The organism is Curtobacterium sp. MCBD17_026, from assembly GCF_003234895.2.
Lineage (GTDB): Bacteria > Actinomycetota > Actinomycetes > Actinomycetales > Microbacteriaceae > Curtobacterium > Curtobacterium flaccumfaciens.
This window is the reverse complement of sequence record NZ_CP126281.1, coordinates 631,218-654,793: the sequence shown is the minus strand read 5'-3', so window position 1 is coordinate 654,793 and position 23,576 is coordinate 631,218. Positions and strand designations below refer to the sequence as shown.

General features: G+C 72.7%; 23 protein-coding genes. 9 read left to right on the top strand and 14 right to left on the bottom strand.

Annotation, left to right across the window (positions count from 1 at the left end; all coding sequences use genetic code 11):
• Positions 1–67 precede the first annotated feature (67 nt).
• Entirely contained in the window at positions 68–478 is a 411-nt protein-coding gene (locus DEI85_RS03155) for a MarR family winged helix-turn-helix transcriptional regulator (protein WP_110858879.1), read from the top strand.
• On the top strand, positions 475–1,812 hold the full coding sequence (locus DEI85_RS03150; protein ID WP_181435573.1) for an MFS transporter: 1,338 nt from the start codon (positions 475–477) through the stop codon (positions 1,810–1,812). Before DEI85_RS03155 ends, DEI85_RS03150 begins: the two co-directional genes overlap by 4 nt.
• Positions 1,813–1,980: 168 nt before the next feature.
• Here DEI85_RS03150 and DEI85_RS03145 read toward each other — a convergent pair whose 3' ends face one another.
• The gene (locus tag DEI85_RS03145) at positions 1,981–2,874 is read right to left on the bottom strand and encodes an alpha-E domain-containing protein (protein WP_110858878.1); all 894 of its coding nucleotides are present in this window, start codon (positions 2,872–2,874) and stop codon (positions 1,981–1,983) included.
• 130 nt (positions 2,875–3,004) lie between these two features.
• Here DEI85_RS03145 and DEI85_RS03140 point away from each other — a divergent pair, with 130 nt between their 5' ends.
• A complete protein-coding gene (locus tag DEI85_RS03140; RefSeq protein ID WP_110858877.1) occupies positions 3,005–3,523 on the top strand; it encodes a MarR family winged helix-turn-helix transcriptional regulator in 519 nt (172 codons plus the stop codon).
• A gap of 10 nt (positions 3,524–3,533) precedes the next feature.
• The gene (locus DEI85_RS03135) at positions 3,534–3,737 is read left to right on the top strand and encodes a hypothetical protein (RefSeq protein ID WP_027465064.1); all 204 of its coding nucleotides are present in this window, start codon (positions 3,534–3,536) and stop codon (positions 3,735–3,737) included.
• Positions 3,738–3,746: 9 nt separating this feature from the next.
• On the opposite strand, the gene DEI85_RS03130 is transcribed toward DEI85_RS03135, so the two are convergent.
• From DEI85_RS03130 to DEI85_RS03105, 6 genes are all read right to left on the bottom strand, one after another.
• The gene (locus DEI85_RS03130; RefSeq protein WP_258376369.1) at positions 3,747–4,583 is read right to left on the bottom strand and encodes an NAD(P)-dependent oxidoreductase; all 837 of its coding nucleotides are present in this window, start codon (positions 4,581–4,583) and stop codon (positions 3,747–3,749) included.
• Positions 4,584–4,656: 73 nt separating this feature from the next.
• Positions 4,657–5,271, bottom strand: coding sequence for a M23 family metallopeptidase (locus DEI85_RS03125; RefSeq protein WP_220038940.1), 615 nt, complete (start codon positions 5,269–5,271; stop codon positions 4,657–4,659).
• Positions 5,272–5,557: 286 nt separating this feature from the next.
• Entirely contained in the window at positions 5,558–5,902 is a 345-nt protein-coding gene (locus DEI85_RS03120; RefSeq protein WP_111123677.1) for a hypothetical protein, read from the bottom strand.
• Positions 5,903–6,037: 135 nt separating this feature from the next.
• Entirely contained in the window at positions 6,038–6,784 is a 747-nt protein-coding gene (locus DEI85_RS03115) for a lysophospholipid acyltransferase family protein (RefSeq protein WP_027465061.1), read from the bottom strand.
• An 87-nt stretch (positions 6,785–6,871) separates the two neighbouring features.
• Positions 6,872–8,740: a DNA helicase RecQ gene (recQ, locus tag DEI85_RS03110; RefSeq protein WP_110858873.1), complete on the bottom strand. Its 1,869-nt coding sequence runs from the start codon at positions 8,738–8,740 to the stop codon at positions 6,872–6,874.
• A gap of 9 nt (positions 8,741–8,749) precedes the next feature.
• The gene (locus tag DEI85_RS03105; RefSeq protein ID WP_146249000.1) at positions 8,750–9,898 is read right to left on the bottom strand and encodes a CPBP family intramembrane glutamic endopeptidase; all 1,149 of its coding nucleotides are present in this window, start codon (positions 9,896–9,898) and stop codon (positions 8,750–8,752) included.
• Positions 9,899–9,934: 36 nt separating this feature from the next.
• Here DEI85_RS03105 and DEI85_RS03100 point away from each other — a divergent pair, with 36 nt between their 5' ends.
• Positions 9,935–10,861 carry an EamA family transporter gene (locus DEI85_RS03100; protein ID WP_146249001.1) on the top strand — a complete coding sequence of 309 codons (927 nt, stop codon included), beginning with the start codon at positions 9,935–9,937 and terminating at the stop codon, positions 10,859–10,861.
• A gap of 45 nt (positions 10,862–10,906) precedes the next feature.
• On the opposite strand, the gene DEI85_RS03095 is transcribed toward DEI85_RS03100, so the two are convergent.
• The gene (locus tag DEI85_RS03095) at positions 10,907–11,365 is read right to left on the bottom strand and encodes a GNAT family acetyltransferase (protein ID WP_110858870.1); all 459 of its coding nucleotides are present in this window, start codon (positions 11,363–11,365) and stop codon (positions 10,907–10,909) included.
• Positions 11,366–11,459: 94 nt separating this feature from the next.
• Here DEI85_RS03095 and DEI85_RS03090 point away from each other — a divergent pair, with 94 nt between their 5' ends.
• Together DEI85_RS03090 and DEI85_RS03085 are read left to right on the top strand one after the other, a co-directional pair.
• A complete protein-coding gene (locus tag DEI85_RS03090) occupies positions 11,460–12,269 on the top strand; it encodes a class E sortase (protein WP_258369776.1) in 810 nt (269 codons plus the stop codon).
• Positions 12,266–12,442, top strand: a complete 177-nt coding sequence (locus DEI85_RS03085; protein ID WP_181419972.1) for a hypothetical protein — start codon at positions 12,266–12,268, stop codon at positions 12,440–12,442. The genes DEI85_RS03090 and DEI85_RS03085 overlap by 4 nt, the downstream gene beginning before the upstream one ends.
• Positions 12,443–12,459: 17 nt before the next feature.
• Here DEI85_RS03085 and DEI85_RS03080 read toward each other — a convergent pair whose 3' ends face one another.
• The 4 genes from DEI85_RS03080 to DEI85_RS03065 form a co-directional block, all read right to left on the bottom strand.
• A complete protein-coding gene (locus tag DEI85_RS03080; RefSeq protein ID WP_111123680.1) occupies positions 12,460–15,450 on the bottom strand; it encodes an AAA family ATPase in 2,991 nt (996 codons plus the stop codon).
• Positions 15,450–16,613 (bottom strand): metallophosphoesterase family protein, encoded by a 1,164-nt coding sequence (locus tag DEI85_RS03075; protein WP_111123681.1) that lies wholly within the window; start codon positions 16,611–16,613, stop codon positions 15,450–15,452. Before DEI85_RS03075 ends, DEI85_RS03080 begins: the two co-directional genes overlap by 1 nt.
• A gap of 72 nt (positions 16,614–16,685) precedes the next feature.
• On the bottom strand, positions 16,686–17,876 hold the full coding sequence (locus DEI85_RS03070) for a S24/S26 family peptidase (protein ID WP_111123682.1): 1,191 nt from the start codon (positions 17,874–17,876) through the stop codon (positions 16,686–16,688).
• A gap of 68 nt (positions 17,877–17,944) precedes the next feature.
• Positions 17,945–18,544: a M73 family metallopeptidase gene (locus DEI85_RS03065; protein ID WP_110858866.1), complete on the bottom strand. Its 600-nt coding sequence runs from the start codon at positions 18,542–18,544 to the stop codon at positions 17,945–17,947.
• Positions 18,545–18,752: 208 nt separating this feature from the next.
• Between DEI85_RS03065 and DEI85_RS03060 the strand changes: the two genes are divergently transcribed.
• Both DEI85_RS03060 and DEI85_RS03055 read left to right on the top strand, forming a co-directional pair.
• Positions 18,753–19,331 (top strand): MarR family winged helix-turn-helix transcriptional regulator, encoded by a 579-nt coding sequence (locus tag DEI85_RS03060; protein ID WP_111123683.1) that lies wholly within the window; start codon positions 18,753–18,755, stop codon positions 19,329–19,331.
• Positions 19,332–19,367: 36 nt separating this feature from the next.
• Positions 19,368–19,877 carry a mycothiol transferase gene (locus tag DEI85_RS03055; protein WP_111123684.1) on the top strand — a complete coding sequence of 170 codons (510 nt, stop codon included), beginning with the start codon at positions 19,368–19,370 and terminating at the stop codon, positions 19,875–19,877.
• Between the two features lie 253 nt (positions 19,878–20,130).
• Here the strand turns inward: DEI85_RS03055 and DEI85_RS03050 are convergent, their stop codons facing one another.
• Both DEI85_RS03050 and DEI85_RS03045 read right to left on the bottom strand, forming a co-directional pair.
• A complete protein-coding gene (locus tag DEI85_RS03050) occupies positions 20,131–22,359 on the bottom strand; it encodes a DEAD/DEAH box helicase (protein ID WP_111123685.1) in 2,229 nt (742 codons plus the stop codon).
• A 270-nt stretch (positions 22,360–22,629) separates the two neighbouring features.
• Positions 22,630–23,484, bottom strand: coding sequence for a PPK2 family polyphosphate kinase (locus DEI85_RS03045; protein WP_181436386.1), 855 nt, complete (start codon positions 23,482–23,484; stop codon positions 22,630–22,632).
• Positions 23,485–23,576: the final 92 nt, after the last annotated feature.

The window sequence follows — 23,576 nt, the reverse complement described above, 5'->3', positions numbered from 1 at the left end:
TGTCCAAGACCACGGTACACCCGAAATCAAGTTCGTTCGCTGAACTAATGAGATAGGCTAACGATCGATGACCGACGCCACCGACCTCCGCATCGCGGTGAACCGGCTGTCCCGCACACTCCGTGCCCAGAAGGCCGACACGAGCGTCACGGACGCGCAGTTCTCGGCCCTCGCCCGGCTGCACCGCGACGGCGCCATGACCCTGGCCGACCTGAGCCGACAGGACGGCGTGACCCCGCCCTCGATGACGAAGACCGTCGCGGTGCTGGTCGAGCGGGGCCTGGTGTCGAAGTGCGGGCACGGGGACGACCGCCGCAAGGTGCTGCTCGGTGCGACACCCGCCGGGGCCGCCTTCGTCGAGGAGACCCGACGCCGCCGCGACGGCTGGCTCACCCCCCGACTCGCAGCGCTCACCGCCGACGAGCGGAGCACCCTCGCCGACGCCACCGAGATCATGAGGAGGCTGGCCCAGCAGTGACCGCCATGTTCCGCTCCCTCGCCGGACGCAACTACCGGATCTGGTTCGCCGGGGCCCTGGTGTCGAACGTCGGCACCTGGATGCAGCGCACCGCCCAGGACTGGATCGTGCTGACCCAGCTCTCCGACGACGACGCCGTCGCGGTGGGCATCACGATGGCCCTGCAGTTCGGCCCCCAGCTGCTGCTCCTGCCGCTCACCGGGCTCGCCGCCGACCGGTTCGACCGCCGGAAGATGCTCATGCTCACCCAGGGCCTGATGGGGCTGCTCGGGCTGGGACTCGGCGTCATGGTCCTCACGCACACCGCCACCCTGCTCGCGCTGTACGGCTTCGCCCTGGCACTCGGCATCGTCGCCGCGTTCGACGCCCCGATCCGGCAGGCCTTCGTCTCCGACGTCGTGCAGGGCGAGGACGTCTCGAACGCCGTCGCCCTGAACTCCGCGTCGTTCAACGCCGCACGCCTGATCGGCCCCGCGGTCGCCGGGGTGCTCATCGCGGCGATCGGCTCCGGATGGGTGTTCGTCATCAATGCCGGGTCGTTCCTGGCGGTCCTGCTCGCACTCCGCTTCGTCGACCCCGCCCAGCTCGCCGAACGGGTCCGGGCGGGCCGCGGCAAGGGGCAGATCGTGGCCGGCTTCCGGTACGTCCGCACCCGGCCGGACATCGTCGTCGTGCTCTGCATGATCTTCGTCGTCGGCACGTTCGGCGTGAACTTCCCGATCTTCACCTCGACGATGGCGCGGGTCGAGTTCCACCAGGGCGCCGGCGAGTTCGGGCTGCTCAACTCGGTGATGGCGGTCGGCTCGGTGCTCGGCGCGCTGCTGTCCGCCCGCCGGGACAGGCCGCGGATGCGCACCCTCGTCCTCGCCGCCGGCGGGTTCGGGCTCGCGTGCACCGCCGCGGCCCTCGCCCCGACGTACTGGACCTTCGCGATCGTGCTGGTGTTCGTCGGGCTCGCGTCCCTGACCTTCATGACCACGGCGAACGCCCTGGTGCAGACCACGACGAAGCCCGCGATGCGCGGCCGCGTGATGGCGCTCTACATGGCGATCTTCGCGGGCGGCACCCCCATCGGCGCCCCGCTCGTCGGTGCCGTCGCCGACGCCTTCGGCCCACGCTGGGCGATCGTGGTCGGCGCGGCCTCGGGCTTCGTCGCACTCGGGATCGCGCTCGTCTGGCTCGTCCGGTACCAGCGGGTCCGGTTGCGCTACGACGCCGACTCACGGCTGCACCTGGCGATCACGCACGCCGTGCCGGTGGTCGGCTCACGCGCGGCGCTCCGCCGCGAGCTGGAACGCGACGAGACGCTCGCCGACCGCTCCAGCGCCGTCTGACGGACCGACGGGTCGACCTGTCCGTCGGCTGACGGCCCGTGACACACCGGCCGTCGGACGGGAGGCCCGCAACGGCGCCGCCACGGGCCTCCCGTCCGACGCCACCCCCGCCCACGGCCGCGGTCGCGAGGCACGGACCGACCCCGTCCCGGGCCCGCGCGCCGTCGGTCAGAGCACGGGTGCGGACGACGCGAAGACCCGCTCGTCGAGGGCCGCGGCGACGCGGTCGGCAGCCACCGCCAGCCGTTGCCCGACGTCGCCCGCCACGGCGAGCGCCGACTCCTCGGGGATGCCGTCGAGCAGGGCGCGGACCTCGTCGAACCCGGCGACCTCGTCCGCGACGCAGGACGGGGCGACGTCGGCCAGGCACTCGGCCGCGCGGTGCACGGTGAAGCGCAACGACCGTGGGCTGTGTGCGTCGAGGAGCAGGAAGGCGGCGGCGTCGGACGGCACCGGATGGTGGTCGCGTCCGCGCAGGAAGGCCTCGCCCGCGCCGCACGCCCGGAGCGCCGCCGTCCACGAGGTGACCGCGTCCGGCTCGAGCAGCCGCGACGCCAGCAGCCGTGCGGTGGAGGCACAGCGGGTGAGTGATCGTCCGAGGGTGAAGAACTCCCACACCTCGTCACGGCTGGCGTCCCCCTCGACCACCCCGATGGCGAGGGCACTGCGCTCCCGCACCCAGCCGAGGAACTCGTGCGCACGGTCGGGGGCGATCTTCCGGGGCATCCTCGACCGCGTCACGTCGAGGCAGTCCCAGAGCTCACTCGAGACGACCTCGCGGGCACGGCGTGCGTGGTCGCGGGCGACGGCGACCGCTGCAGCGATGGACGCGGGCTCGTGCCGGTCGAGCGCGAGGGCGTCGACGGTGGCGGCGCGGTCCGGGTCGTTCGCGGGGCCGGTGGTCCCGATGACGCTGCGGAGCTCGGTGGACACGAGCCGGTCGTCGTCGAGGGTGCCTGGTTCTCGGCGAGCGACGTAGACGTCGAGCAACCGTGCGACGACGTCGGTGCGCTCCACCGCGCTCCCCACGTGGAAGACGTTCCCCGCGAGGCGGCTCAGCACGGCTGCTCCTGCATGTCGAGAACCTAACGAGCCGGCGTTGCCGGGGTGTTACAGAACCGCGTCACGGGTGTTGCAGTGTCCCGTCTCCGCGCTCGCTAGACAAACTAACTAGAGCGTCTAGCATTGGGGCATGACGTCCGAGGTGATGACCAGCACCGCAGGGTACTGGTACGAGGACTCCGCGGTCTCCGCCGTGGACGTCCTCAACGCCCTGCGGCGGTACCGAACGGCCGAGAGCGCTGCCCAGCGCCGAGCGCGCGAGGCACTGGGGATCGGCGAGAACGCACTGCTGGCGCTCCGGTTCCTGATCGACGCCGAGCACGACGGCCGCACAGTCAACGCGAAGGACCTCGCCGAGCGGCTCGAGATCACGGCGGCGTCGACGTCGGCGCTCGTCGACCGGCTCGTCCGCAGCGGCCACGTCGAACGGCACGCCGACCCGAACGACCGCCGTGGCGTGATCCTCACCGCCACCGGCACCTCGATGCGGCACGCGCTCCGGGTCATCGAGGAGCTCGACGCCCGCGCGCTCGAGGTCACCGAGCACCTGCCGAGCAACGAGATGGCCGTGGTCGTGGACTTCCTGGACGAGATGGTCCGCGTCGTGGACGAGCTCGACGCCGGGTCGGACCACTCCCGTCGCGCGTAGCCTGGACCGCATGGACCCTCGCGGCGAGCACCACCCCGAGGACGACATGCCGTTCGCGGAGCTCGACTCGCGGGCCCGTGCCGACGCCGCACTCCGACGCATCCAGGCCGGGTCCGATCCGGCCCGTGAGGCGTTCGACCTCGCCAACACCATGAACGACGAGGCCGTAGGGCGGCTCACGAAGCGCCTGCGGCGGCTGTTCCGCCGGGGCTGACCGCCCGCGTCAGAACGCGGTGCCGACCGCGGCGATGTCGTCGCCCCCGTGCCCGGCTGCGCTGGCATCGGCGTAGACGCGCCCGAGTGCCTCGAGCAGCGTGGTGGACACCCCTGCGGTCCGGGCGGCATCGGTGATGAGCCCGATGTCCTTCCGCAGCCCGTCGAGTGCGAACTGCGCGGGGAACTCGCGGGCGATCATCGCGGCACCCTTGGTGTGGGCGTAGGCGGAGTCGCTCGCGCTGCCCTCGATGGCCTGCAGGAACAGCGCGGGGTCGAGCCCGAGCGCGGCTGCGAGGGCCAGGGACTGCCCGGTCGCCGCGGTGATCGACGCGATCCAGGCGTTGGCGGCGAGCTTGAGTGCGGTGCCGTCGCCGACGTGGTCGCCGGCACGGAGGGTCTTCGCGCCGATCGCGTCGAGCACGGGGTCGACACGGTCGAGCAGGTCTGCCGGTCCGGCCGCGAGCATCGTGAGCTTGCCCTGTTCGGCGGGGGCCTTCGTGCCGAGCATCATCGCCTCGACCAGGGTGATGCCGTACTTCTCGGCCAGTTGCACGACCGTCGCGGTGCCGTCGACGCCGATCGTCGAGGCCTGCACCCACACGGCGTCGGTCGGGGCGTCACCGGCGGCCTGCTCGAGGACGTCGACGACCGCATCGGTGTCGAACAGGGTGAGCAGGACGACCTCGGCGTGCTCGACGGCACTGCCCGGGTCGCTCGCCACCGTCGCGCCGCGGTCGCCCAGGGGTGCGGCCTTGTCGGCACTCCGGTTCCAGACCGTCACCTCGTGGCCGTCGCGGAGCAGTGATCCAGCCACGCCGGCGCCCATCGCACCCGTCCCCAACACCGTCACTCGCACGTGCGTCTCCGTCCTGGCGCGGCTCCGTGCCGCGACCGTCCCGACGCTACGCCCGACGCCGTCAGAGGAGCCCGCGAGCCCGCAGCCAGGCGGCCGGGTCGATCGGGGTGCCGGCCACGATGACCTCGAAGTGCAGGTGGGCGCCGGTCGAGACCCCTGTGTTGCCGACGGCCCCGAGCCGCTCCCCCACGCGGAGGACCTGGCCGGGGCGGACGTCGATCGCCGACAGGTGCCCGTACCGCGTCGCGGTGCCGTCGGCGTGCCGCAGGAGGACCTGGTTGCCGTAGCCACCGAGCACACCCGCCGAGACGACCCGGCCGGGCAGCGCGGCGACGACCGGGGTCCCGATGGCCGCGGCGAAGTCGACCCCCTGGTGGTTCGACGAGCAGGCCGCGCAGCCGACGACCCAGCGGGAGCCGAAGCCACCGGCGTCCGGGATCGCACCGGCCGTGGGGCGGACGGCTCCACCGGTCGGGCCCGAGCCACCGGGAACCCGGAGGGCTGCCGCAGCACGACCCACCGAGAAGTCGTCGCGGCCGGCGGTCGGCCCGGTCGAACCGTCGGCGACGAAGTGCTGCACGCCGGCGGATGCCGACGTGGGTTCCGGAGAGGCCGGAGCGGCGAGGGCGGTCTGCGGGGAGCCGACCGCGACGAACAGGCACGTGACGGCTGTCACCGCCGCGGCGGGCAGTGTCCGCCGGGCGGGGATCCGGAAGGACACGGAACGGCGGCGCGCGGGAGCAGCGGGCCGTTCGGGCGGGAGCGGGGTGGGCCGGGTGGAAGCCGGGGTGACGGGAGGGGGCACCGCCACCCCGGCGGCTCGGAGGGGCCCCGGCTGCGCAGCGTGCCGTGCACGGCGCAGCGGGGGCGCGGTCGGTCGGTCGGCGGTGCGGCGCTCGGCTCCGCGCGGGCGCCGGGGCAGACCGTCGTCGAGGGTCGTCATCGTGCGGTGACCGGCCCGGTCAGACGCGGACGACGCCGTCACGGGCGATCCGGTCCAGCTCGCACACGACGGCGTCGACGACCGCGCGGGTGATCGCGTCGGCGACGGTCTCGACCAGGACGAGGTGCTCGGGACGGATCGTGACCTCGGTCACGAGGGCCGATGCCACCCGCACCGGGATCTCGTCGATCGCGGCGACGAGGGCGGCCGGCACCAGCGTGGAGTCACCCGGGCGGACGGGCGCGGACATCGGTGAGGTCGGCGCCGGGGTCACGACGGCGAGCGCCGGCGACGGGGTGGAGTGCGGCGCGTCGGCCTGATCGCGGCGCTGGGCGATGGAGTCGAAGAGCGGGGTGGAGGACATGCTGCGGATGGTCCGATCTGGATGTCGTGGCTGGTCGTTATCGGGCGACCGGCGATGGCGGCGTGCCGAGCGGCACGTCCGCCATTCAACCATCGATATTTCAGATGTGCAATAGTGACCGGACAGTCGCGGTGGTCAGTCCGGGTCGACGGCAGCCGCGGTCGGGTCGTCCGGCTGCAGCGCACGACGGACCCGTTCCACGATCGTCGCCGGCGGATTGTTGTAGGCGTTCGCCGGCTCCTGGCCGCTGAGCTCCTGGATCGCCGCCATCACCGCATCGGTCGCGTGGCGCCGAGCACGTCCGGACGACGCCTCGCCGAAGGACGACAGGTCGATCGGCTGCCCGAACTCGATCGTCACGCGGGCGAGCTTCGGCAGCCGGGACCCGACCGGCTGCACGTCCTCGGTGCCGGTGAGCGCGACGGGCACCACGGGGGCGCCGCTCGTCAGCGCCAGCCATGCCACACCCGTGCGGCCCTTGTAGATCCGGCCGTCGAGCGAGCGCGTGCCCTCCGGGTAGATCGCGAACGCCTCGCCCTCCTGCAGGCGTGCCAGCCCGAGGTCGAGGGCCTGCTGGGCCGCCGCACCCGCGCCACGCTCGACCCCGATGGCGCCGATGCCACCGAAGAACGCCCGCGAGACGGCTCCCTTGAGACCCGAGCCCGTGAAGTACTCCTGCTTCGCCAGGAACGACACCTTGCGCGGCGCCATGAGCGTGATCGCGGGCGAGTCGATGAAGGAGCGGTGGTTGCTCGCGAGGATCACCGGGCCGCGCTTCGGGACGTTCCGACGACCGATGATCTTCGGGCGCCACAGCAACCGGGCGAGCGGGGTCACCACCGCGCGACTGAGCACGGTGGCGAACTTCGTCGAACCGGACACCGGACCTCCTCGTGGTGACGAGCTACCGAGTGTAATGAGGCGCGCGGAGGGCACATGCCCGGAACGGCATGCAGTGGCGGCAGAGCGTCAGTCGGCCGCCGCGACGACGTCGAGGACCGCGCGCCCGTACCGCTCGAGCTTCGCTGCGCCGACGCCGGAGATCTCGCCGAGCTGGTCGACGTCGGCGGGGCGGACGGCGGAGATGCCCCGGAGTGTCGCGTCGTTGAACACCACGTACGCGGGGACGCCCTGCTCGCGAGCCTCGGCAGCACGCCAGGCACGAAGGGCCTCGAACAGGCCGACCGCTTCCTGCGGCATGTCGGTGACGACCGTCCGTCGACTGCTGCGGCCGGCCCGCGGCGCCTTGACCGGGTCGCGACGCATCCGCACCTGCACCTTGCCCGTCAGGACCTCGGCGCTCGTGGGACTGAGGACGACGGTGCCGAAGCCGTCGCCCGACACCGCCGCGTAGCCCTGGGCCAGCACCTGTCGGGCGACCGCCCGCCACTCGGCCTCGGACAGGTCGGCGCCGATGCCGAAGGTCGCCAGGGTGTCGTGCTGCAGCTCCTGCACGCGGGGCGACCGCTTGCCGATCAGGATGTCGACGAGGTGCGCCACGCCGTACCGCTGGCGACGCTCACGCTCGAGCCGCACGACGGTGGACAGCAGCTTCTGCGCGGGGACCGTGCCGTCCCACGACTCCGGCGGCGCGATGCACGTGTCGCAGTTGCCGCACGCCGTGCTCTCCTGCCCGAAGTACGCGAGCAGCCGCACCCGGCGGCACTCGATCGTCTCGCACAGGCTGAGCATGGCGTCGAGGTGGGCGCTGAGCTGTCGACGGTGTGCTGCGTCGCCCTCGGACTGGTCGATCATCCGCCGCTGCTGCACGACGTCGTTCAGGCCGTACGCGAGCCACGCGGTGGCCGGCAGCCCGTCACGACCCGCACGGCCCGTTTCCTGGTAGTACCCCTCGACCGACTTCGGCAGGTCGAGGTGCGCCACGAACCGGACGTCGGGCTTGTCGATGCCCATGCCGAACGCGATGGTCGCCACCATGACGACACCGTCCTCGCGCAGGAACGTCGACTGGTTGCGGGCACGCACCCGGGCGTCGAGGCCCGCGTGGTACGGCAGGGCGTTGATCCCCTGCTCGGCCAGGGCCGTCGCGGTGCGCTCGACCGAGTTGCGGGACAGGCAGTACACGATGCCGGCGTCGCCGCTGTGCTCCGTGCGGATGAAGGTGAGCAGCTGCTGCAGTGCGCCGGTCTTCGGCTCGATGCGGTACTGGATGTTCGGCCGGTCGAAGTCGGCGACGAAGTGCGCGGCGTCGTCGAGGCCGAGCCGGGCGGAGATCTCGCGGTGGGTCTGCGGCGTCGCGGTGGCGGTCAGGGCGATGCGCGGCACGGTCGGCCACCGCTCGTGCAGGACGCTCAGCTCGAGGTAGTCCGGGCGGAAGTCGTGACCCCACTGGGCGACGCAGTGTGCCTCGTCGATGGCGAACAGCGAGACGCGCGCCCGGTCGAGGAGCGCTCGGGTGGACTCGAGCCGGAGCCGTTCGGGCGCGAGGTAGAGCATGTCGACCTCGCCCTGCACCACGGCACGCTCGACCCGGGACCGTTCGTCGGGGCCCTGCGTGGAGTTGAGGAACGCGGCCCGGACCCCGTTCGCCGCCAGGGCGTCGACCTGGTCCTGCATGAGGGCGATGAGCGGCGACACCACGACCCCGACGCCGTCACGGACGAGCGAGGGCACCTGGTAGCACAGGGACTTGCCGCCACCGGTCGGCATGAGCACGAGGGCGTCGCCACCGGCCACCACCTGGTCGATGATGGCCGCCTGCTCACCGCGGAAGGCGTCGTAGCCCCACACGCGGTGCAGCACGTCGAGCGCAGCGGCACGGGGTGCGGACACGGCAGCGGGAGCAGACACGGCAGCGGGCGCGGGCGTGGTGCTCATGCCACGAGCCTACGGGCGACCGGCGACACCCACCGCACTGTCCACAGCACCGTCCGTGCCGGAGTCGGCACGGTGGTCGGAACCGGCCACGTCGTCGGCGCGGGCCGGCGTGGTCGCCCAGCCCGTGCCTCCAGGCCGGAGCCAACGGGCGCCGCCCGCCCAGGCCGGGGTCACACCGCGGAACCGGGGTGCCTCGTGCCCGGCGAACCGGCGGTCCAGCTTCCGCCACCACGCCAGGAACTCGACCATGGCCCAGAACGCGAGCGACGTGCCGAGGGTGACGAGGGTCCCCTGCCACGTGCCGTTCGCGTCCGACGAGGTCAGGTCGACCTTCGACCAACCGGGCGCCTGCAGCACGAAGATCATGATGTTGTTGAAGGCGTGCTGCAGGACCGTGGCCTCGAGCCCGCCGGTCCGGAGGACGATGATCGCCGCGATCAGGCCGAACGAGCCGACGTCGAGGATGCCCCAGACGTTGTAGCCGTTCGGGATGTGCAGCACCGCGAAGACGACCGTCGAGACCGCCACGGCGATGATCGTGCCGACGCGACGCGGGATCCACGACGCGACGGTCTGCATGAGGAAGCCGCGGAAGATGTACTCCTCGGCAGCGCCCTGGAACGGGACGAGCAGGACGACGAGGACGATCGTCAGGGTGAGGGTGCCGAGGGAGACCGTCGACTGGCCGATCGCGTCGTGGTTCCAGGCGAAGCCGCCGTCGGTCGTGATCATCCCGCCGTCCCAGAACAGGCCGGTCTGGACGACGAACATGACCGCGGCGATGACGAGCGTCGGCAGCAGACACCACGCCGTCCAGGCCCACCGGACCCGGAAGCGCGTCGACGACAGGATGCCGGCCGGTCCGATCCGCGCGATCTTCACGGCGAGCAGGATCCCCGGCAGCAGGACCACGAGCGACACCAGGGTCAGCGAGAGGGTCAACGGATCGGTCGGGTCGAGGGCACCGCTCTGCAGGTCGTCGAGCAGGCCGTACAGCCCGGACGCACCCCCGACCGCGGCGACCGGGATGAAGTAGGCGACCGTGATCAGGATCTGCGACACGAGGTACCACCCCGCCAGGAACGCGAGCGCCACGAGCGGCCGCCACCACCTCCAGCGCGCGTCGATCCGGGGCAGGCGCTGGTAGGGAACACTCACGCACCGCAGGCTACCGCGCGGGGCAGGATGGGAGCCGTGCTCACCGTTTTGTTCGGCCTGTCCGGCGCGATCGTCTACGGGTTCGCCGACTTCCTGGGCGGACTCGCCTCGCGCCGGGTCCGGCCGGTCGTCGTCGCCGCGGTGGCGGCCGCGATCGGGATCGTCCCGTTGCTGGTCGGCCTGGTGGTCCTCGGTGGCGTGTTCTCGTGGCCGGCCGCGGTCTGGGGTGCGGTCGCGGGGCTCTCGGGCGGCGTCGGGGTGCTGCTGCTCTACGCGGCACTCGCGATCGGACCGATGAGCGTGCTCTCCCCCGTCACCGCCGTGTTCGCAGCCGTCGTGCCGGTGCTCGTCGCGGTGCTCCGCGGCACGGTGCTGTCACCGGTGGCCACCGGGGCGCTCGTGGTCGCGGTCGTCGCGGTGGTCCTGGTCGCGGTGGTCCGGGACGCCTCGGGCGCACGGCTGACCGCCCGAGGCGTGGCCGCCGCCGCCGTCGCCGGGTGCGGCTTCGGCGGGATCGTGCTGGCCTACGACTTGACGCCGTCGGACTCGGGCGTCGCACCCCTCGTGGTCGCGCGGGTGCTGCAGGCGGTGCTGCTGGGCGCGGCGGCGATCGTCGTCGTGCTCCGGACGGGAGGCCCGGTGCACGCCCCGACGGCGACGGCCCGCTCCGACGGGGCTGCCGCCGTCCGCGAGCCTCGGTCGGGTCGCGCATGGGGTCCGCGGCTGCTGGTCACCGTGGCCGTGTGCGGCGTCTTCGACGCCATGGCGAACGTCTTCATCCAGGCGGGGCTGCACAGCAGCGACGACCCGGCGACCCTGCCCGTCGTGAGTGTGCTCAACGCGCTCTACCCGATCGGCACGGTGGTGCTGGCCGGGGTGGTGCTCCGGGAACGGTTGACCGCGCAGCAGTGGATCGGCATCGTGCTGGCGTTCGTCGCGTCGGTGGCGCTGGCGCTGGCGTAGCGGGCGGCGCTCGGGCGCGCGGCGCTCGGGCGGGAGCGGGGGCGGTCAGGCGTCGGGGATGAGGCGCTTGCCGAGCGAGACCGTGCGGTCGTCGGTGTAGCCGAGGGACGCGTAGAACCCGAGCACCTGCTCGTTGCCCGCACGCACCTGCAGGTTGAGCTTCGGGCAGCCGAGGTCGGTCAGGAGCCGCTCGAACTCGGCCATCAGGGTGCGACCGAGGCCGGAGCCCTGCAGGTCCGGGCGCACGGCGAGGTAGTTCACCCAGCCGCGGTGCCCGTCGAAGCCGGCCATGCCCGCGGCGACCACGTCGGTGTCGGCGGTGTCTGTGTCATCGCCGTCGGTGCCGTCCGGCTCGGCGACCAGGAAGAGCTCGGGCTGGACGGTCAGCTTGCGCTCGATGTCGCGCCGGGGGTCGTTCCAGGGGCGGACGAGCCCGCAGGATTCCCACAGGGCGACGACCGCGTCGGTGTCCTCGGTGCGGAAGGGGCGGATCCGGTACTCCATGCCCCCACGTTAACGGGGGTGGGGAGAACGTCGTCACCGGCCTGTCGTCGTGATCTGATAGACCTGTCCGACCACCCAGCCGATCAGGAGCCCCGTGACCGCACACGACACCATCCCGTCGCGCCGCAGCGCACGGGACGACGAAGCCGGCTCGCGGTCCCGGCGTTCCCCGCGCAGACGCCAGACGGTCGGCGGCGCGATCGTGTCGCTCATCGCCGAGTTGCTCATCATCGCGGGCGCCGGCACCGGCCTGTACGTCGTGTGGACGGCGTGGTGGACCGACGTGGTCGCCGTGAACGAGCAGACGAAGCTCGTGCAGGGCCTCGACCAGGTCAAGACCCCGAAGGTCGAGGGCACCGAGCACCGCGGCACCGCACCCGTGCTGGACGAACCGCCGGCGTTGTCGGACGTGTTCGGGACGATGCAGATCCCCCGGTTCGGCAACGACTACAACCGGCCGATCGGCGAGGGCACGGATCGTGAGAAGGTCCTCAACACCATCGGGCTCGGGCACTACCAGGGCACCGCGATGCCCGGTGCACCCGGCAACTTCGCCGTCGCCGGACACCGGGTCACCTACGGCAAGCCCCTCAACCAGATCGCGGAGCTGAAGAAGGGCGACTCGGTCGTGGTCCGGGTCACCGACGCGAAGACGAAGTTCGACGTCTGGTACGTCTACAAGGTCACCGACAGCCAGATCGTCACGCCCGACAAGATCGAGACGATCGCGCCGGTGCCGAACAAGCCCGGCGTGGAACCGACCGCCCAGGACCGCTGGCTCACGCTGACCGCCTGCCACCCGATGTGGTCGGCGGCGGAGCGGTACGTGACGCACGCGAAGCTCGACTACTGGATGCCCGCGTCCGAGGGCACCCCGAAGGAACTCTCGGAGACGGCCAAGTGATCTTCCCCCTGGTCTGGCGGCTGCTGCCCGGCCCCACCGCCCTGAAGGTGCTCGAGCTGCTGGTCCTGCTCGCGGCGATCGTGTTCGTGCTGTTCCAGTGGGTGTTCCCGTGGATCGCAGCGGACATCCTGCCGCCGCCGGACGGCACGGTGGGGGCCACGCCGACCCCGTAGCGTCTGGTCTGGTCTGGTCAGACCGTGGTCGTCACACGCGACCCGCCGGTCGGGGTGCGGCGCACGGCGATCCGCTCCGGGATCCGCTGCTTGAGTTCTTCGACGTGGCTGACGATCCCGACCTGTCGCCCGCCCGCGGTCAGTCGGGACAGCTGCCCGATGACGTCGTCGAGGGTCTCGGGGTCGAGTGTGCCGAACCCCTCGTCGACGAAGAGCGTGCCGAGCGACACCCCGCCGGCCTCGGCCTGCACGACGTCGGCCAGCCCGAGCGCCAGACACAGTGACACGGTGAACGTCTCGCCGCCCGACAGGCTGCGGGGGTCACGGACGGTGTCGGTCGTGTGGTCGTGCACGGCGAGGGCGAGCCCCGTCCGTCGCGACCGTGACCCGGATTCCCGTTCGTCGGAGGTCTCGAGGGTGAACCGCCCGGCGAGCATGCCGCGCAACCGGTCGTTCGCCGCCGCCACGACGTCCTCGAAGCGCCGCATGAGCACGTAGGTGCCGAGCGTGATGCCGGTCGGGTTGACCGAAGCCACGCCGTTCGCGACGTCGGCGAGCCGGACGACGGCGCGGCTGCGGGCCGAGGTCTCCTGTCGCGCACGGACGGTGCGGTCGACCTCGGTCGCACACTGCTCGACGGCCTCGGCGCGGTGCGCTGCGGTCACCGCGAGCCGGGTGGCCTCGTCGAGCTCGGCCGTCGCGCGGACCCGTTCGGCCTGCGCCGCCGGCACGTCGAGCTGCTCCGGATCGTCGCCGGCGGCCTGCACCACCGCGGGGTCGTCGAGCCCTGCCCGCACGACGGCGCGTTCGGCCTCGGCTGCGCTGATGCTGCTGCGGAAGCGCGCGACGGTGTCGGGGTCGAGCAAGCCGGCGCGTGCGGCATCGACGTCGGGGAAGGCCTGCACGTCGAGGACCCGGGCCACCTCGGCGCTGCGCTCGTCGCGGGCTCGGGCCGCGGCCGCCGCACGGTCGTCGGCCTCGGCGACGGCGCGGAGCACCGTCAGCCGCCCGTCGAGCTCGTCGACCACGGCACGGAGCGAGACAGGCGCGCTGCCGTCGTCGCTGTCGAGCAGTGCTCCGAGCCGGTCGATCGCCTCGTGCACCGATCGCAGGTCGGCCTCGAGCCGCTCGGCATCGGAGGCCGCGGTTGACGCGAGCACCGTGCGCCGGGCGTCGAGATCGTTCCGCTCACGCTCGAGCGCCCGGGTCGCGGTGTCGTGCGCCGTCCGCTCGCGCTCGTGCTCCAGCACCAGCGCCGCAGCGTCGTGCGCCGCTCGGACCCGCTCGTCGGCGGCCACCGCCATCGCGTCGAGGGCGATGCTGTCGACCGTGCCGACGACGCCGGTCAGTCGGAGGTGCTCCGCACGTTCGACGGCCAGGTCGGCCGCGGCGTCGGCGAGCTGCTGGTCGGCCCGACGCGTGGCGTCGCCCGCGGACTCCACCGCTTGGATCGTCGGGTGGTCGTCCTGCGGCGCGGCCACCGACGGGTGCGCGGTCGACCCGCAGACCGGGCACGGGTCGCCGGGGGTCAGCGCGGCACCGAGCTCTCCGGCGAGCCCGGCGATCCGGCGCTCGCGCAGGGAACGTTCGGCATCGAGCGCCTCGGTGGCCCGACGGCGGGCATCGGTCACGATGCGTTCGGCATCGGCGACGCGCTGCTCGGCGCGGTCGCGCGCGGCCAGGTCGGCACGGAGCGACTGCACCCGAGCGACCTCGTGCGCGGCGGCGTCGGCGTCGGCAGCGGTCGCCGAGGCGGTCCGGGCGGCCTCGACGATCCGTGCTCGTTCCGACGGCCGTGCCTCGAGCGCGGTGTCGAGGGCGGCGAGGTCGTCGGTGAGTCGCGATGCGGTCGCGGTGGCCTCGGCGATCGCGGTGCGCCTGGCATCCGCTTCGGCCTCGACCGCGACGAGGTGCCGGACGTCGGACAGGGCGTCGGTCAGCGTGTCGCGGCGCCGGACGATCTGCTCTGCGTCGACGGCGGAGAGCGCGTGCTGGTCGCGCAGCCGGGCCGCTGCCGCGGCGGTGTCGTCCGCCCGTACGGTTGCGGCGTCGAGGCCGTCGGCCACCGCGGCGACCCGGGCGGCGCGATCGGCCGTCGCGACCGCGGCCCGTGCCTGCTCGATCGCCGGGGCGTCTTCGTCGAGGAGCGCCTGCCGCCGCAGCAGCGCCGCTCGTCGCTCGAGGGCGGCCGCACGGGCCGTCACCGATCGTTCGTGCTCGGTCGCCGCCGTCGCAGCGGCAGCCGCAGCCGTCCGGGCTGCCCCGGCTGCGTCGGCCGTCGCGCGGAGGAACGCCACCGTGTCGGGGACGACGGACTCGTCGGCATCGGCGAGGTCCGCCGCCTGCGCGAACCGGGCCAGGGCGTCGCGGACGCGGTCGTCGGCTCCCTCGACCTCGGCCTGCACGGCTCGGCGGCGAGCGGCGAGTTCGTCGGCGGTGCGGTCGTAGACCTGGGTGCCGAACAGCGACTGCAGGAGCTTCCGGCGGTCTTCACCCGGGGAGCGGAGGAACCGTGCGAACTCGCCCTGCGGCAGCACCACGGTCTGCAGGAACTGCGCGCGGTCGAGCCCGACGATCCGGGCGATCTCGACCCCGACCTCGGGGATGCGGGACGACATGGGTTCGCCGGCGACGTCGGTGGGCGCGGCGAGTCGGAACAGCTGCACGGACGCCTGCTGCTTCACCGTGCCGGTCCCCCGCTGCTTCGGGCGGTCGTACTGCGGGGTGCGCCGGACCCGGAACATGCCTGCACCGGTCTCGAACACGAGCTCGACGAACGGTTCGACCGCGGGGTCGGCGTGCTGGCTGTGCAGCCGGTCGGAACTGGCGTCGGAACCGGCGAGTCCGCCGTACAGGGCGAACACGACGGCGTCGATGATCGTCGACTTGCCGGAACCGGTCGGCCCCTCGAGCAGGAAGACCCCGGACGCGGCCAGCGCCGCGAAGTCGATCGTCACGAGGTCGGGGTACGGCCCGATGGCGCGCAGTTCGAGTCGGTGCAGGTACATCAGCGGTCCCCCTCGCGCTGCAGGGCGAGCGCCGCGGCCTCGTACGCCTCGGTCAGCACCGCCCGTTCGTCGTCGTCGGGCAACCCGCCGGTGGCGAAGGCCACGAAATCGCCGGCGACCTCGACCGGGTCGGACGTGGCGGTGACGGCCCGCGCGGCGGTGGCGGCCGGCCGGTCCGCCGGCTCGTGCGTGATCGCCAGGGCGTGCGGGAAGAGGTCCTTCACGCGGGCGTACATGCGTTCCGGGTGCACGGTGTCGGTCACCGCGACGCGGACCCAGGCGTCGGCATCGGCCCGGAACTCCCCGGACTCGATGGCGTCGATGCTGCCCCGGACGTCGACGAGCCGCCGCGGCACCGGGGTCGGTACGAGCTCGACGGTGACGGCACCCACCGCGTCGAGGTCGGCGATGGTCACGGACTTCCGCTGGTGCCGCTCGCCGAACGAGAACGCCAGCGGGGACCCGGCGTACCGGATCCGGTCGTCGTCGCCGACGCGCTGCGGGCCGTGCAGGTGCCCGAGGGCGACGTAGTCGAACCCGTCGAACACGGACTCGGCCACACGGTCGACCCCGCCGACGCGGATGTCCTGCTCGCTGTCGCTCGGGTCGGCGCCCCCGACGAAGGCGTGTGCGACGACGACGCTCCGGGTGCCGGCCCGCGTCTCGAGGTCGGCGCGGATCCGTTCGGTGGCGGCGTGCACGACGGCGTGGTGTGAGCGGGCGAGGGGTTCGTCGGGGACCGCCGCCAGGGCGTACCGCGTGAGGTCGGGGTGCAGGTACGGGATGCCGTACACGGCCACCGGGCCGTCGTCGTCGGTCACGAGCACCGGATCGGCCACGTGTGCGGGCTCGGCGAGGATGCGCACGCGCTGCCCCATCACGCCGGCACCGAAGCCGAGCCGCGCGGCGGAGTCGTGGTTGCCCGGCGTGAGGACCACCGTCGTGGTCTCGGCGAGGCGCTCGAGCACGCGGGAGAGCATGCGGACGGCGTCCACCGGCGGGATCGCGCGGTCGTAGACGTCGCCGGCGATGACGACGAGGTCGACCGCCCGTTCGCGGGCGAGGTCGACGAGCCAGTCGGTGAACGCGGCCTGGTGCTCGAGCAGGTCGGCACCCAGCAGTGTGCGGCCGAGGTGCCAGTCGCCGGTGTGCAGGATCCGCATGCGGCCACGGTAACGCCGGCCGGGGACATCCCCGGACACCTCGCTGTGCCCTGTGGACAACGGATCAAGGCGTCAGTTCGCGCAGCTCAGGTTCGTGCCGACGAGCGCGGTCTGGATGCGCGCCGTCGCCGTGCTGTCGACGTGCCAGGAACCTGCCCAGTTGGTGCGGATCTTCACGGTGACGACCGCACCGAGCGTCAGGATGCCGCTGCCCGTGACCCGGATCGGCGCCGTGCTGCCCGCCGGTCCGGTCGCCGCGATCGTGTTCGCGTTCGTGTTGAGCACCGAGAAGGACGTCGCGGGCGGCCCGTTGTACGTGAAGCCGATGTTGACCGAGCCGTCACCGTTCGGGGTGCAGGTCAGCGCGGTGGCTGGGGTCGCCGTGCCCGCCGAGAAGGTCGCCGTCGGTGCGACGGTGGTCCGCGACCACGGGGCCGCGTCCGCCGCTCCGGGCAGCAGGACGCCGGCGGCCGCAGCGAGCACGAGCACCGCGGCGCCCCCGCCGACGCGGCGAAGCCGCCGCACGCGACGCGCTCGTCGACGCGACGCCCGACGGGTGAGGACGGTGGACGAAGCGGTCTGGAGGCCCGTGGCGGTGCCGTCCCGCGCCTCCCGGCCGTCTTCGGTACCGTCTGCCGGACCGGCGGCGTCATCCGGACCAGCCGCGTCGTCCGGACCACCGGCTGCGCCGTCGGTGTCGTCGTCGGCCTCGACGAGCCGCCGGAGCGACCCGTCGATCGTGCAGAGCGCGAGCACCGCGGTCAGGCCGAGCGCGAGCATCGCGACCAGGCCCCACTCCCCGGCGCTGATCCACCGGATCGGCGTCCCGATGAACGGGATGCGCAGGAAGGCGACGCCGTGCACGGCGGAGCGCTCGATCGGCGTGGAGTCCTGCTCGGGGTTGGCGTCGCCCTTCGTGACCATGGTGCCGCGCGGGCCGTCCTCGACGTAGCGGTGCATGCGCAGGTGGTCCGGCTGATCCGGGTCGTCGGCCAGCAGGACCTTGCCCGTCGCGATCTCGCCCGAGCCGACCGGACGCGAGACGACCACGTCACCGGGAACGATCCGCGGCTCCATCGAGCCGGTCATCACGGTGGTCGGTTGCCACCCGATGAGCGCCGGCGCGGCCGCCCAGAGCGCGAGCCCGAGCAGCGTCGCGACCACGCCCCGGGCGAGGGTGGCGACGACGACGCGCCCCCAGTCGACGGCGTCACGGACCGCTGCGTGCGGTGCGGGACCACCGTGCACTGCGATGCTGCTCATGACTGCCTTCGACCGGGGGCGCGTTGCGGGGAGGGAACGGACGGGGCTGGTTCGGCCCCGGTCCCGACTCAGCTGTTCTGGGCCTCCCAGGTGAAGCCGAGGGCTGCGGTGCCGCCCTGCACGGTGTTCGGGGCGGTGCTCGACACCGTGTAGGTGACGCGGTACACGCGCGTCTCGGACGCGGTGCCGGTCGGGGCCCAGGTGCCGACGCCGGTCGCGTAGTTGGTCGAGGCGGCGCCGAAGCCCGCGACGGTGCCGCTGTAGAGCGAGCCACCCGTGGCGGCCGGGGTGAAGCCGGAGCAGGAGCCGAAGCCGCCGCCGGTGCCCTGCTCGATGGTCAGGTTGACGTTCGCCGCCAGGTCCTTCGTGGTCGAGACGTTCGTGCCGTAGAGCTTCACGGCCGAGGGCAGCGAACCGGTCGAGGTCACCGCGATGCAGTTCGCACCGGTCGAGCCGGGCTTCAGGTTGTTCGCCGTGAACAGCGCGGTGTTGTTGTCGTCGTCGGACAGGGCGACACTGCCGGCCGTCCAGTTGTTCGTCGGGTTGACGGTGGTCGAGGAGAAGGCCGCGTACGAGGCCGTCGAGACGACGACCCCCGAGGCGACGAGGGCGGCGGGGATGGCGATCCAGGCGGCGAGGCGGGCAGCACGAGGCGTGACACGAGACATGGTTGGACTCCGTGAGGAAGAGATCTGATCGGTGGTTCGGACGGGCCCGCGGTGGTTGGTCGCGCTACGTGCCGAGGTGGTACGACGATCAAGCTACTTGGCCCTCGAGCAGCTCACAAGACCTGAGGTGTCCCCACTGATGGGGGTATCTTGACGAGTGAGTTACTTGTTGACTGAAGTTCCCAACCTGTACCCGAGAAGAGCTCCCATGACGGACACCGACCCGGTCGTCCTCCCCCCGCACGCACCCGCCGTCCCCGCGGCGCGCGTCGCCCCCACCACACCGCCGGCACCGGTGTCGCCCGACGTCACGGCGCTCGACCCCGTCACCGCCGACACGGACCGCGACGCCGACCTGCCGCGACTGCTCACCGCCTTCCGGGTGCTCCAGACGCAGCACGCGCGCGTCCTGCACCACGAGAGCACGATCCGCGGGCTGAACGCCACGGACACCCGCTTCGTGTTCTTCCTCAGCGCCGCCGACGGCCACGGCGTGACCCCGAAGCAGGCCGGCGAGTACCTCGAACTCACCACCGGTGCGATGACGTCGCTGATCGACCGGCTCGAGAAGCACGGACACCTCGAGCGTCGCCCGAACCCGGAGGACCGCCGGAGCGTGCTGCTGCACCTCACGCCGTCGGGCACGGCGGTCGCCCACGAGGTCGGCGCCGTCTACTCCGACGCGTTCCGGCAGGTCGTCGCACCGTCGGACCGCGCCGTGGTCGCCGCCGCGTTCGAGGGGCTCGGTGCCGCCCTGGAGCGCCACCACCGCAGCGCCGCCGTGTGACAGCGGGTGTCACGGTCCGCGCGTAGCGTGAGCGCCATGACCCCCTCTGAACTCCTCATCGAAGCGTTCTCCCGCGTCCCCGAGACGGTCGAGCGGGCCGTCGACGGGCTCTCCGAAGACCAGCTCGCGACACGACCGGCCGCCGGGGCGAACACCCTCGCGTGGCTCGCGTGGCACATCGCCCGTGGCCAGGACGTGCAGATCGCGGAGCTCGCCGGCTCCGAGCAGGTCTGGACGGCGGACGGCTGGTACGACCGGTTCGGGCTGCCGTTCCCGGCCGAGGCGCTCGGGTACGGCATGTCCCGCGACGACGTCGGGCGGGTGCGGGCCTCTGCCGAGCTGCTCACCGGATACCTGCGCGCCGTGCACGAGCGCACGGTCGCGTACCTCGGCACGCTCGGCCCGGACGACCTCGACCCCGTCATCGACGACGCGTGGGACCCGCCCGTGACGGCCGGCGCGCGACTAGTGAGCATCCTGGACGACTGCACGCAGCACGCCGGGCAGGCCGGCTTCGTGCGCGGGCTGCTGTTCTTCAACCGCTGAGCGCGCGCGGTCGGTCGCTCGGTCGCTTCGTGAGCAGCAATGGTCGGGTCCGACGTCGCGACCCGACCATTGTGACGGACGGGAGGCCCGGTACCAGCTGGTACCGTCCCTCCCGTCACGGCCGTCATGCCGCTGGCGCGTCACGCCGGTACCGGCGGGTGGGGCCCACCTCCCGTCACGGCCGTCGTGCCGCTGGCGCGTCACGCCGGTACCGGCGGGTGGGGCCCACCTCCCGTCCGTCGTGTGGTCGCGACTAGCGCGCGGCGAGCTCCGACACGATGCCGTCACCGGGTGCGGCCTGCACCAGGTCCGCCTCGATCTCGGCGCGCTCGAGGATGCCCTCGATCTTGCGGATGCGGCCACGCGGAACGATCGTCACGACCGTGCCCTCCTTGCCGGCACGACCCGTGCGGCCGGAGCGGTGCATGTACGCCTTGTAGTCGTCCGGGGCGTCCGCCTGCACGACGAGCGAGACGTCGTCGACGTGGATGCCGCGGGCGGCGACGTCGGTGGCGACGAGCACGTTCACCCGGCCGCTCGTGAGCAGCTGCAGGTTGCGCGTGCGGCGCGACTGATTCAGGTCGCCGTGGAGCGAGGTCGCGCGGATGCCGGCGTCCTCGAACTGGTCGGCCAGACGCTCGGCGTAGGCGCGGGTCCGGGCGAAGACGATGGTCTTGCCGTCGCCGGCGACCAGCTCCTCGAGGAGACGGTCCTTCTCGCGCTGCTCGACCACGAGCACGCGGTGGTCGATGGTCGAGGACGCCTGGTCCTCACCCGCGACCTCGTGCACGCTCGGCTCGTGCAGGAACTGCTCGACGAGCGCCGCGACCTGGGTGTCGAGCGTCGCGCTGAACAGCAGCTTCTGCGCGCGGTTGCCCTGCGGGGTGACCTCGGCCGTGGCGGAGAGGATCTCCTGCACCGGCTCGAGGAACCCGAGGTCGCACATGTGGTCGGCCTCGTCGAGCACGGAGATGATGACCTCGCTGAGGTCGAGCTTCCCCTTGTTCATGAGGTCCTGCACACGACCGGGGGTGCCGACGATGATGTCGACGCCGCGCTCGAGCGCGCCCTCCTGACGGCCGTAGGGCACGCCGCCGTAGATCTGCGTCGTGAACAGGCCGACCGAACGCGCGATGGGCTGCACGGTGCGGTCGATCTGCAGGGCGAGCTCACGGGTCGGCGCGAGGATGAGCGCACGCGGGGCGCGGCCCATCTTGCGCTTGGTGCCGCCGCCGTGCTCCATGAGCTTCTCGACCAGCGGCGCACCGAAGGCGATGGTCTTGCCGGAGCCGGTGCGGCCGCGGCCGAGGACGTCCTTGCCGGCGAGCACGTCCGGGATCGTCGCCGCCTGGATCGGGAACGGGCTCGAGGCGCCGAGCTCCTGCAGGGCGCGGGAGATGTTGCCGCCGATGCCCAGGTCGCCGAAGGTCACGCCCTCGACGTCGGCCGCGATGGTGGCCTCGGCCTGGAGCTTCTCGAGCTTGACGTCGTCGGCCGGCACGAACTTGCCGCGCTCGGGCTCGTCGAACGAGCGGCGCGGGGCGCGGTCGGTGCGGTCGTCACGGTCGAACTTGCGCGGGGCGCGGTCGTCACGGTCGAACTTGCGCGGGGCACGGTCGTCACGGTCGAACTTGCGCGGGGCGCGGTCGTCGCGGTCGAACGAGCGACGGGGGCGGTCGTCGTTGTCACGACGGGCCGCACGGTCGTCGCGGTCGAACGAACGACGGGGGCGGTCGTCGTTGTCACGACGGGGCGCACGGTCATCGCGGTTGAACGAGCGCGGTGCACGGTCGTCACGGTCGAACGAGCGACGCGGGCGGTCGTCGTTGTCACGACGCGGCGCACGGTCGTCACGGTTGAAGCTGCGCGGAGCGCTGGGCCCCTGCGAGCCGGTTCCGGCGCGACGCGGAGCTTGCGGAGCGTCGGGACGGCCGTGCGAGTAGGGAGCGTCACGGTCGAACGAGCGACGCGGGCGGTCGTCGTTGTCACGACGGGGCGCACGGTCGTCACGGTCGAAGCGACGCGGACGGTCGTCGTTGTCACGACGGGGCGCACGGTCATCGCGGTTGAACGAGCGCGGTGCACGGTCGTCACGGTCGAAGCGACGCGGTGCTCGGTCATCGCGGTCGAACGAACGACGCGGACGGTCGTCGTTGTCACGACGGGGCGCGCGGTCGTCACGATCGAAGCGACGCGGGGCGCGGTCATCACGGTTGAAGCCGCGGCCGCCACGGTCATCGCGGTCGGGGCGACGCTGCCCGCCACTGTCACGCGGCTCCCAGTTCGGGCGGGCCGGACGCTCGCCCTGCGACGAGCGGCCGCGACGCTCCTCGGCATCCCAGCGCTGCTTCTGGCGGGGCTGCGACGGGTCGGCGGCGCGGAACCCGCGGTGCTTGCTGCTGCGGGCGGCGGGGGTGCCGTTCGGGTGGCGGACGCGGTCGGAGGCGCGGTTGTCCGCGCCGCCCTTGTTGTACGGGGCCATGGCTGCTTTCTCGGGTGCGCAACGTACCGCAGCGCCCGACAGCGACATCGGCGGGGGCTGCTTGCGGAGAGGGGGTTCATCCCGTCGCGAGTCGACGTGATTCCAGCCCTCGAGCAACACACACCCAGCAGAATTTCCGTGATCACAATGTCACGACGTCGAAGGCCGACCGAGCGAGTCTACGCGAGCCGGTGCCCTGACGCCAGCCCCGCGCGGTCCGGCGGCGGCGTGCCGGGCGCGGGACGGGCCTCCGGTCCGGTGGTCGCGCGCTCAGGACTCCGCGAGCCGCCGACGCTGCTCGGCGACGTCGAAGTCGGCCTTCGGCCAGGACAGCTGCATGTCCTCCAGCGCCCGGAGCAGGAGCTGCTGCACGGCGAGGCGGGCGTACCACTTGCGGTTCGCGGGCACCACGTACCAGGGAGCCTGCGGGGTCGAGGTGCGGTCGAGGGCGATCTGGTACGCCTGCTGGTAGCGGTCCCAGAGCAGGCGGTCGTCGATGTCGGCCGGGTTGAACTTCCAGTGTTTGTCGGGGCGGTCGAGCCGGTCGCCGAGGCGCTCGCGCTGTTCGTCCTTCGAGATGTGCAGCATCACCTTGACGATGGTCGTGTCGGCGGCGGCGAGGCCGTCCTCGAAGGCGGTGATCGCGCCGTACCGGCGTTCGATCTCGTCCGGTGCGGCGAGCCCACGGACCCGTTGTGCGAGCACGTCCTCGTAGTGCGAGCGGTCGAACACGCCGAGCTGCCCGGCTGCGGGCAGCTGCTTCTCGATGCGCCAGAGGAAGTCGTGCTCGCGCTCCTCGGCCGTCGGGGCCTTGAAGCCGGCGTAGCGCACCCCGTTCGGGTCGACCGCACCGACGACGTGCGAGACGATGCCGCCCTTGCCCGCGGTGTCCATGGCCTGCAGCACGAGCAGCACCCGGCGCTCGTCACCGGCGGTCGACGCCGCGTACAGGCGCTCCTGCAGGGCAGCGAGACGGGAGGCGCCGGCGGCGAGGGCTTCGAGGCCGTCGATCTTGCGACCGGGGAAGCCCGGGGTGCCGTCCGGGTCCACCTGGTCGAGGCGGAACCCGGGGTCGACGCGGAGCAGTGGTTCGGGATCGGCGCTCCAGGCCTTGCGACTGCTCACGGGTCCTCCTGCGGTGCTCCGGTCGGCGGCTGCCGTGCTCATCCTCGCACTGCCGCTGATCGTCCGCTCGGGTGACGTGGGCGGCCGCCGGT

Bases quoted from the DNA above. Each gene is read 5' to 3' on its own strand.
- DEI85_RS03155 (WP_110858879.1), top strand. From the start codon at position 68: ATGACCGACGCCACCGACCTCCGCATCGCGGTGAACCGGCTGTCCCGC.
- DEI85_RS03140 (WP_110858877.1), top strand. From the start codon at position 3,005: ATGACGTCCGAGGTGATGACCAGCACCGCAGGGTACTGGTACGAGGAC.
- DEI85_RS03135 (WP_027465064.1), top strand. From the start codon at position 3,534: ATGGACCCTCGCGGCGAGCACCACCCCGAGGACGACATGCCGTTCGCG.
- DEI85_RS03120 (WP_111123677.1), bottom strand. From the start codon at position 5,902: ATGTCCTCCACCCCGCTCTTCGACTCCATCGCCCAGCGCCGCGATCAG.
- recQ (WP_110858873.1), bottom strand. From the start codon at position 8,740: ATGAGCACCACGCCCGCGCCCGCTGCCGTGTCTGCTCCCGCTGCCGTG.
- DEI85_RS03095 (WP_110858870.1), bottom strand. From the start codon at position 11,365: ATGGAGTACCGGATCCGCCCCTTCCGCACCGAGGACACCGACGCGGTC.
- DEI85_RS03080 (WP_111123680.1), bottom strand. From the start codon at position 15,450: ATGTACCTGCACCGACTCGAACTGCGCGCCATCGGGCCGTACCCCGAC.
- DEI85_RS03075 (WP_111123681.1), bottom strand. From the start codon at position 16,613: ATGCGGATCCTGCACACCGGCGACTGGCACCTCGGCCGCACACTGCTG.
- DEI85_RS03070 (WP_111123682.1), bottom strand. From the start codon at position 17,876: ATGAGCAGCATCGCAGTGCACGGTGGTCCCGCACCGCACGCAGCGGTC.
- DEI85_RS03065 (WP_110858866.1), bottom strand. From the start codon at position 18,544: ATGTCTCGTGTCACGCCTCGTGCTGCCCGCCTCGCCGCCTGGATCGCC.
- DEI85_RS03060 (WP_111123683.1), top strand. From the start codon at position 18,753: ATGACGGACACCGACCCGGTCGTCCTCCCCCCGCACGCACCCGCCGTC.
- DEI85_RS03055 (WP_111123684.1), top strand. From the start codon at position 19,368: ATGACCCCCTCTGAACTCCTCATCGAAGCGTTCTCCCGCGTCCCCGAG.
- DEI85_RS03050 (WP_111123685.1), bottom strand. From the start codon at position 22,359: ATGGCCCCGTACAACAAGGGCGGCGCGGACAACCGCGCCTCCGACCGC.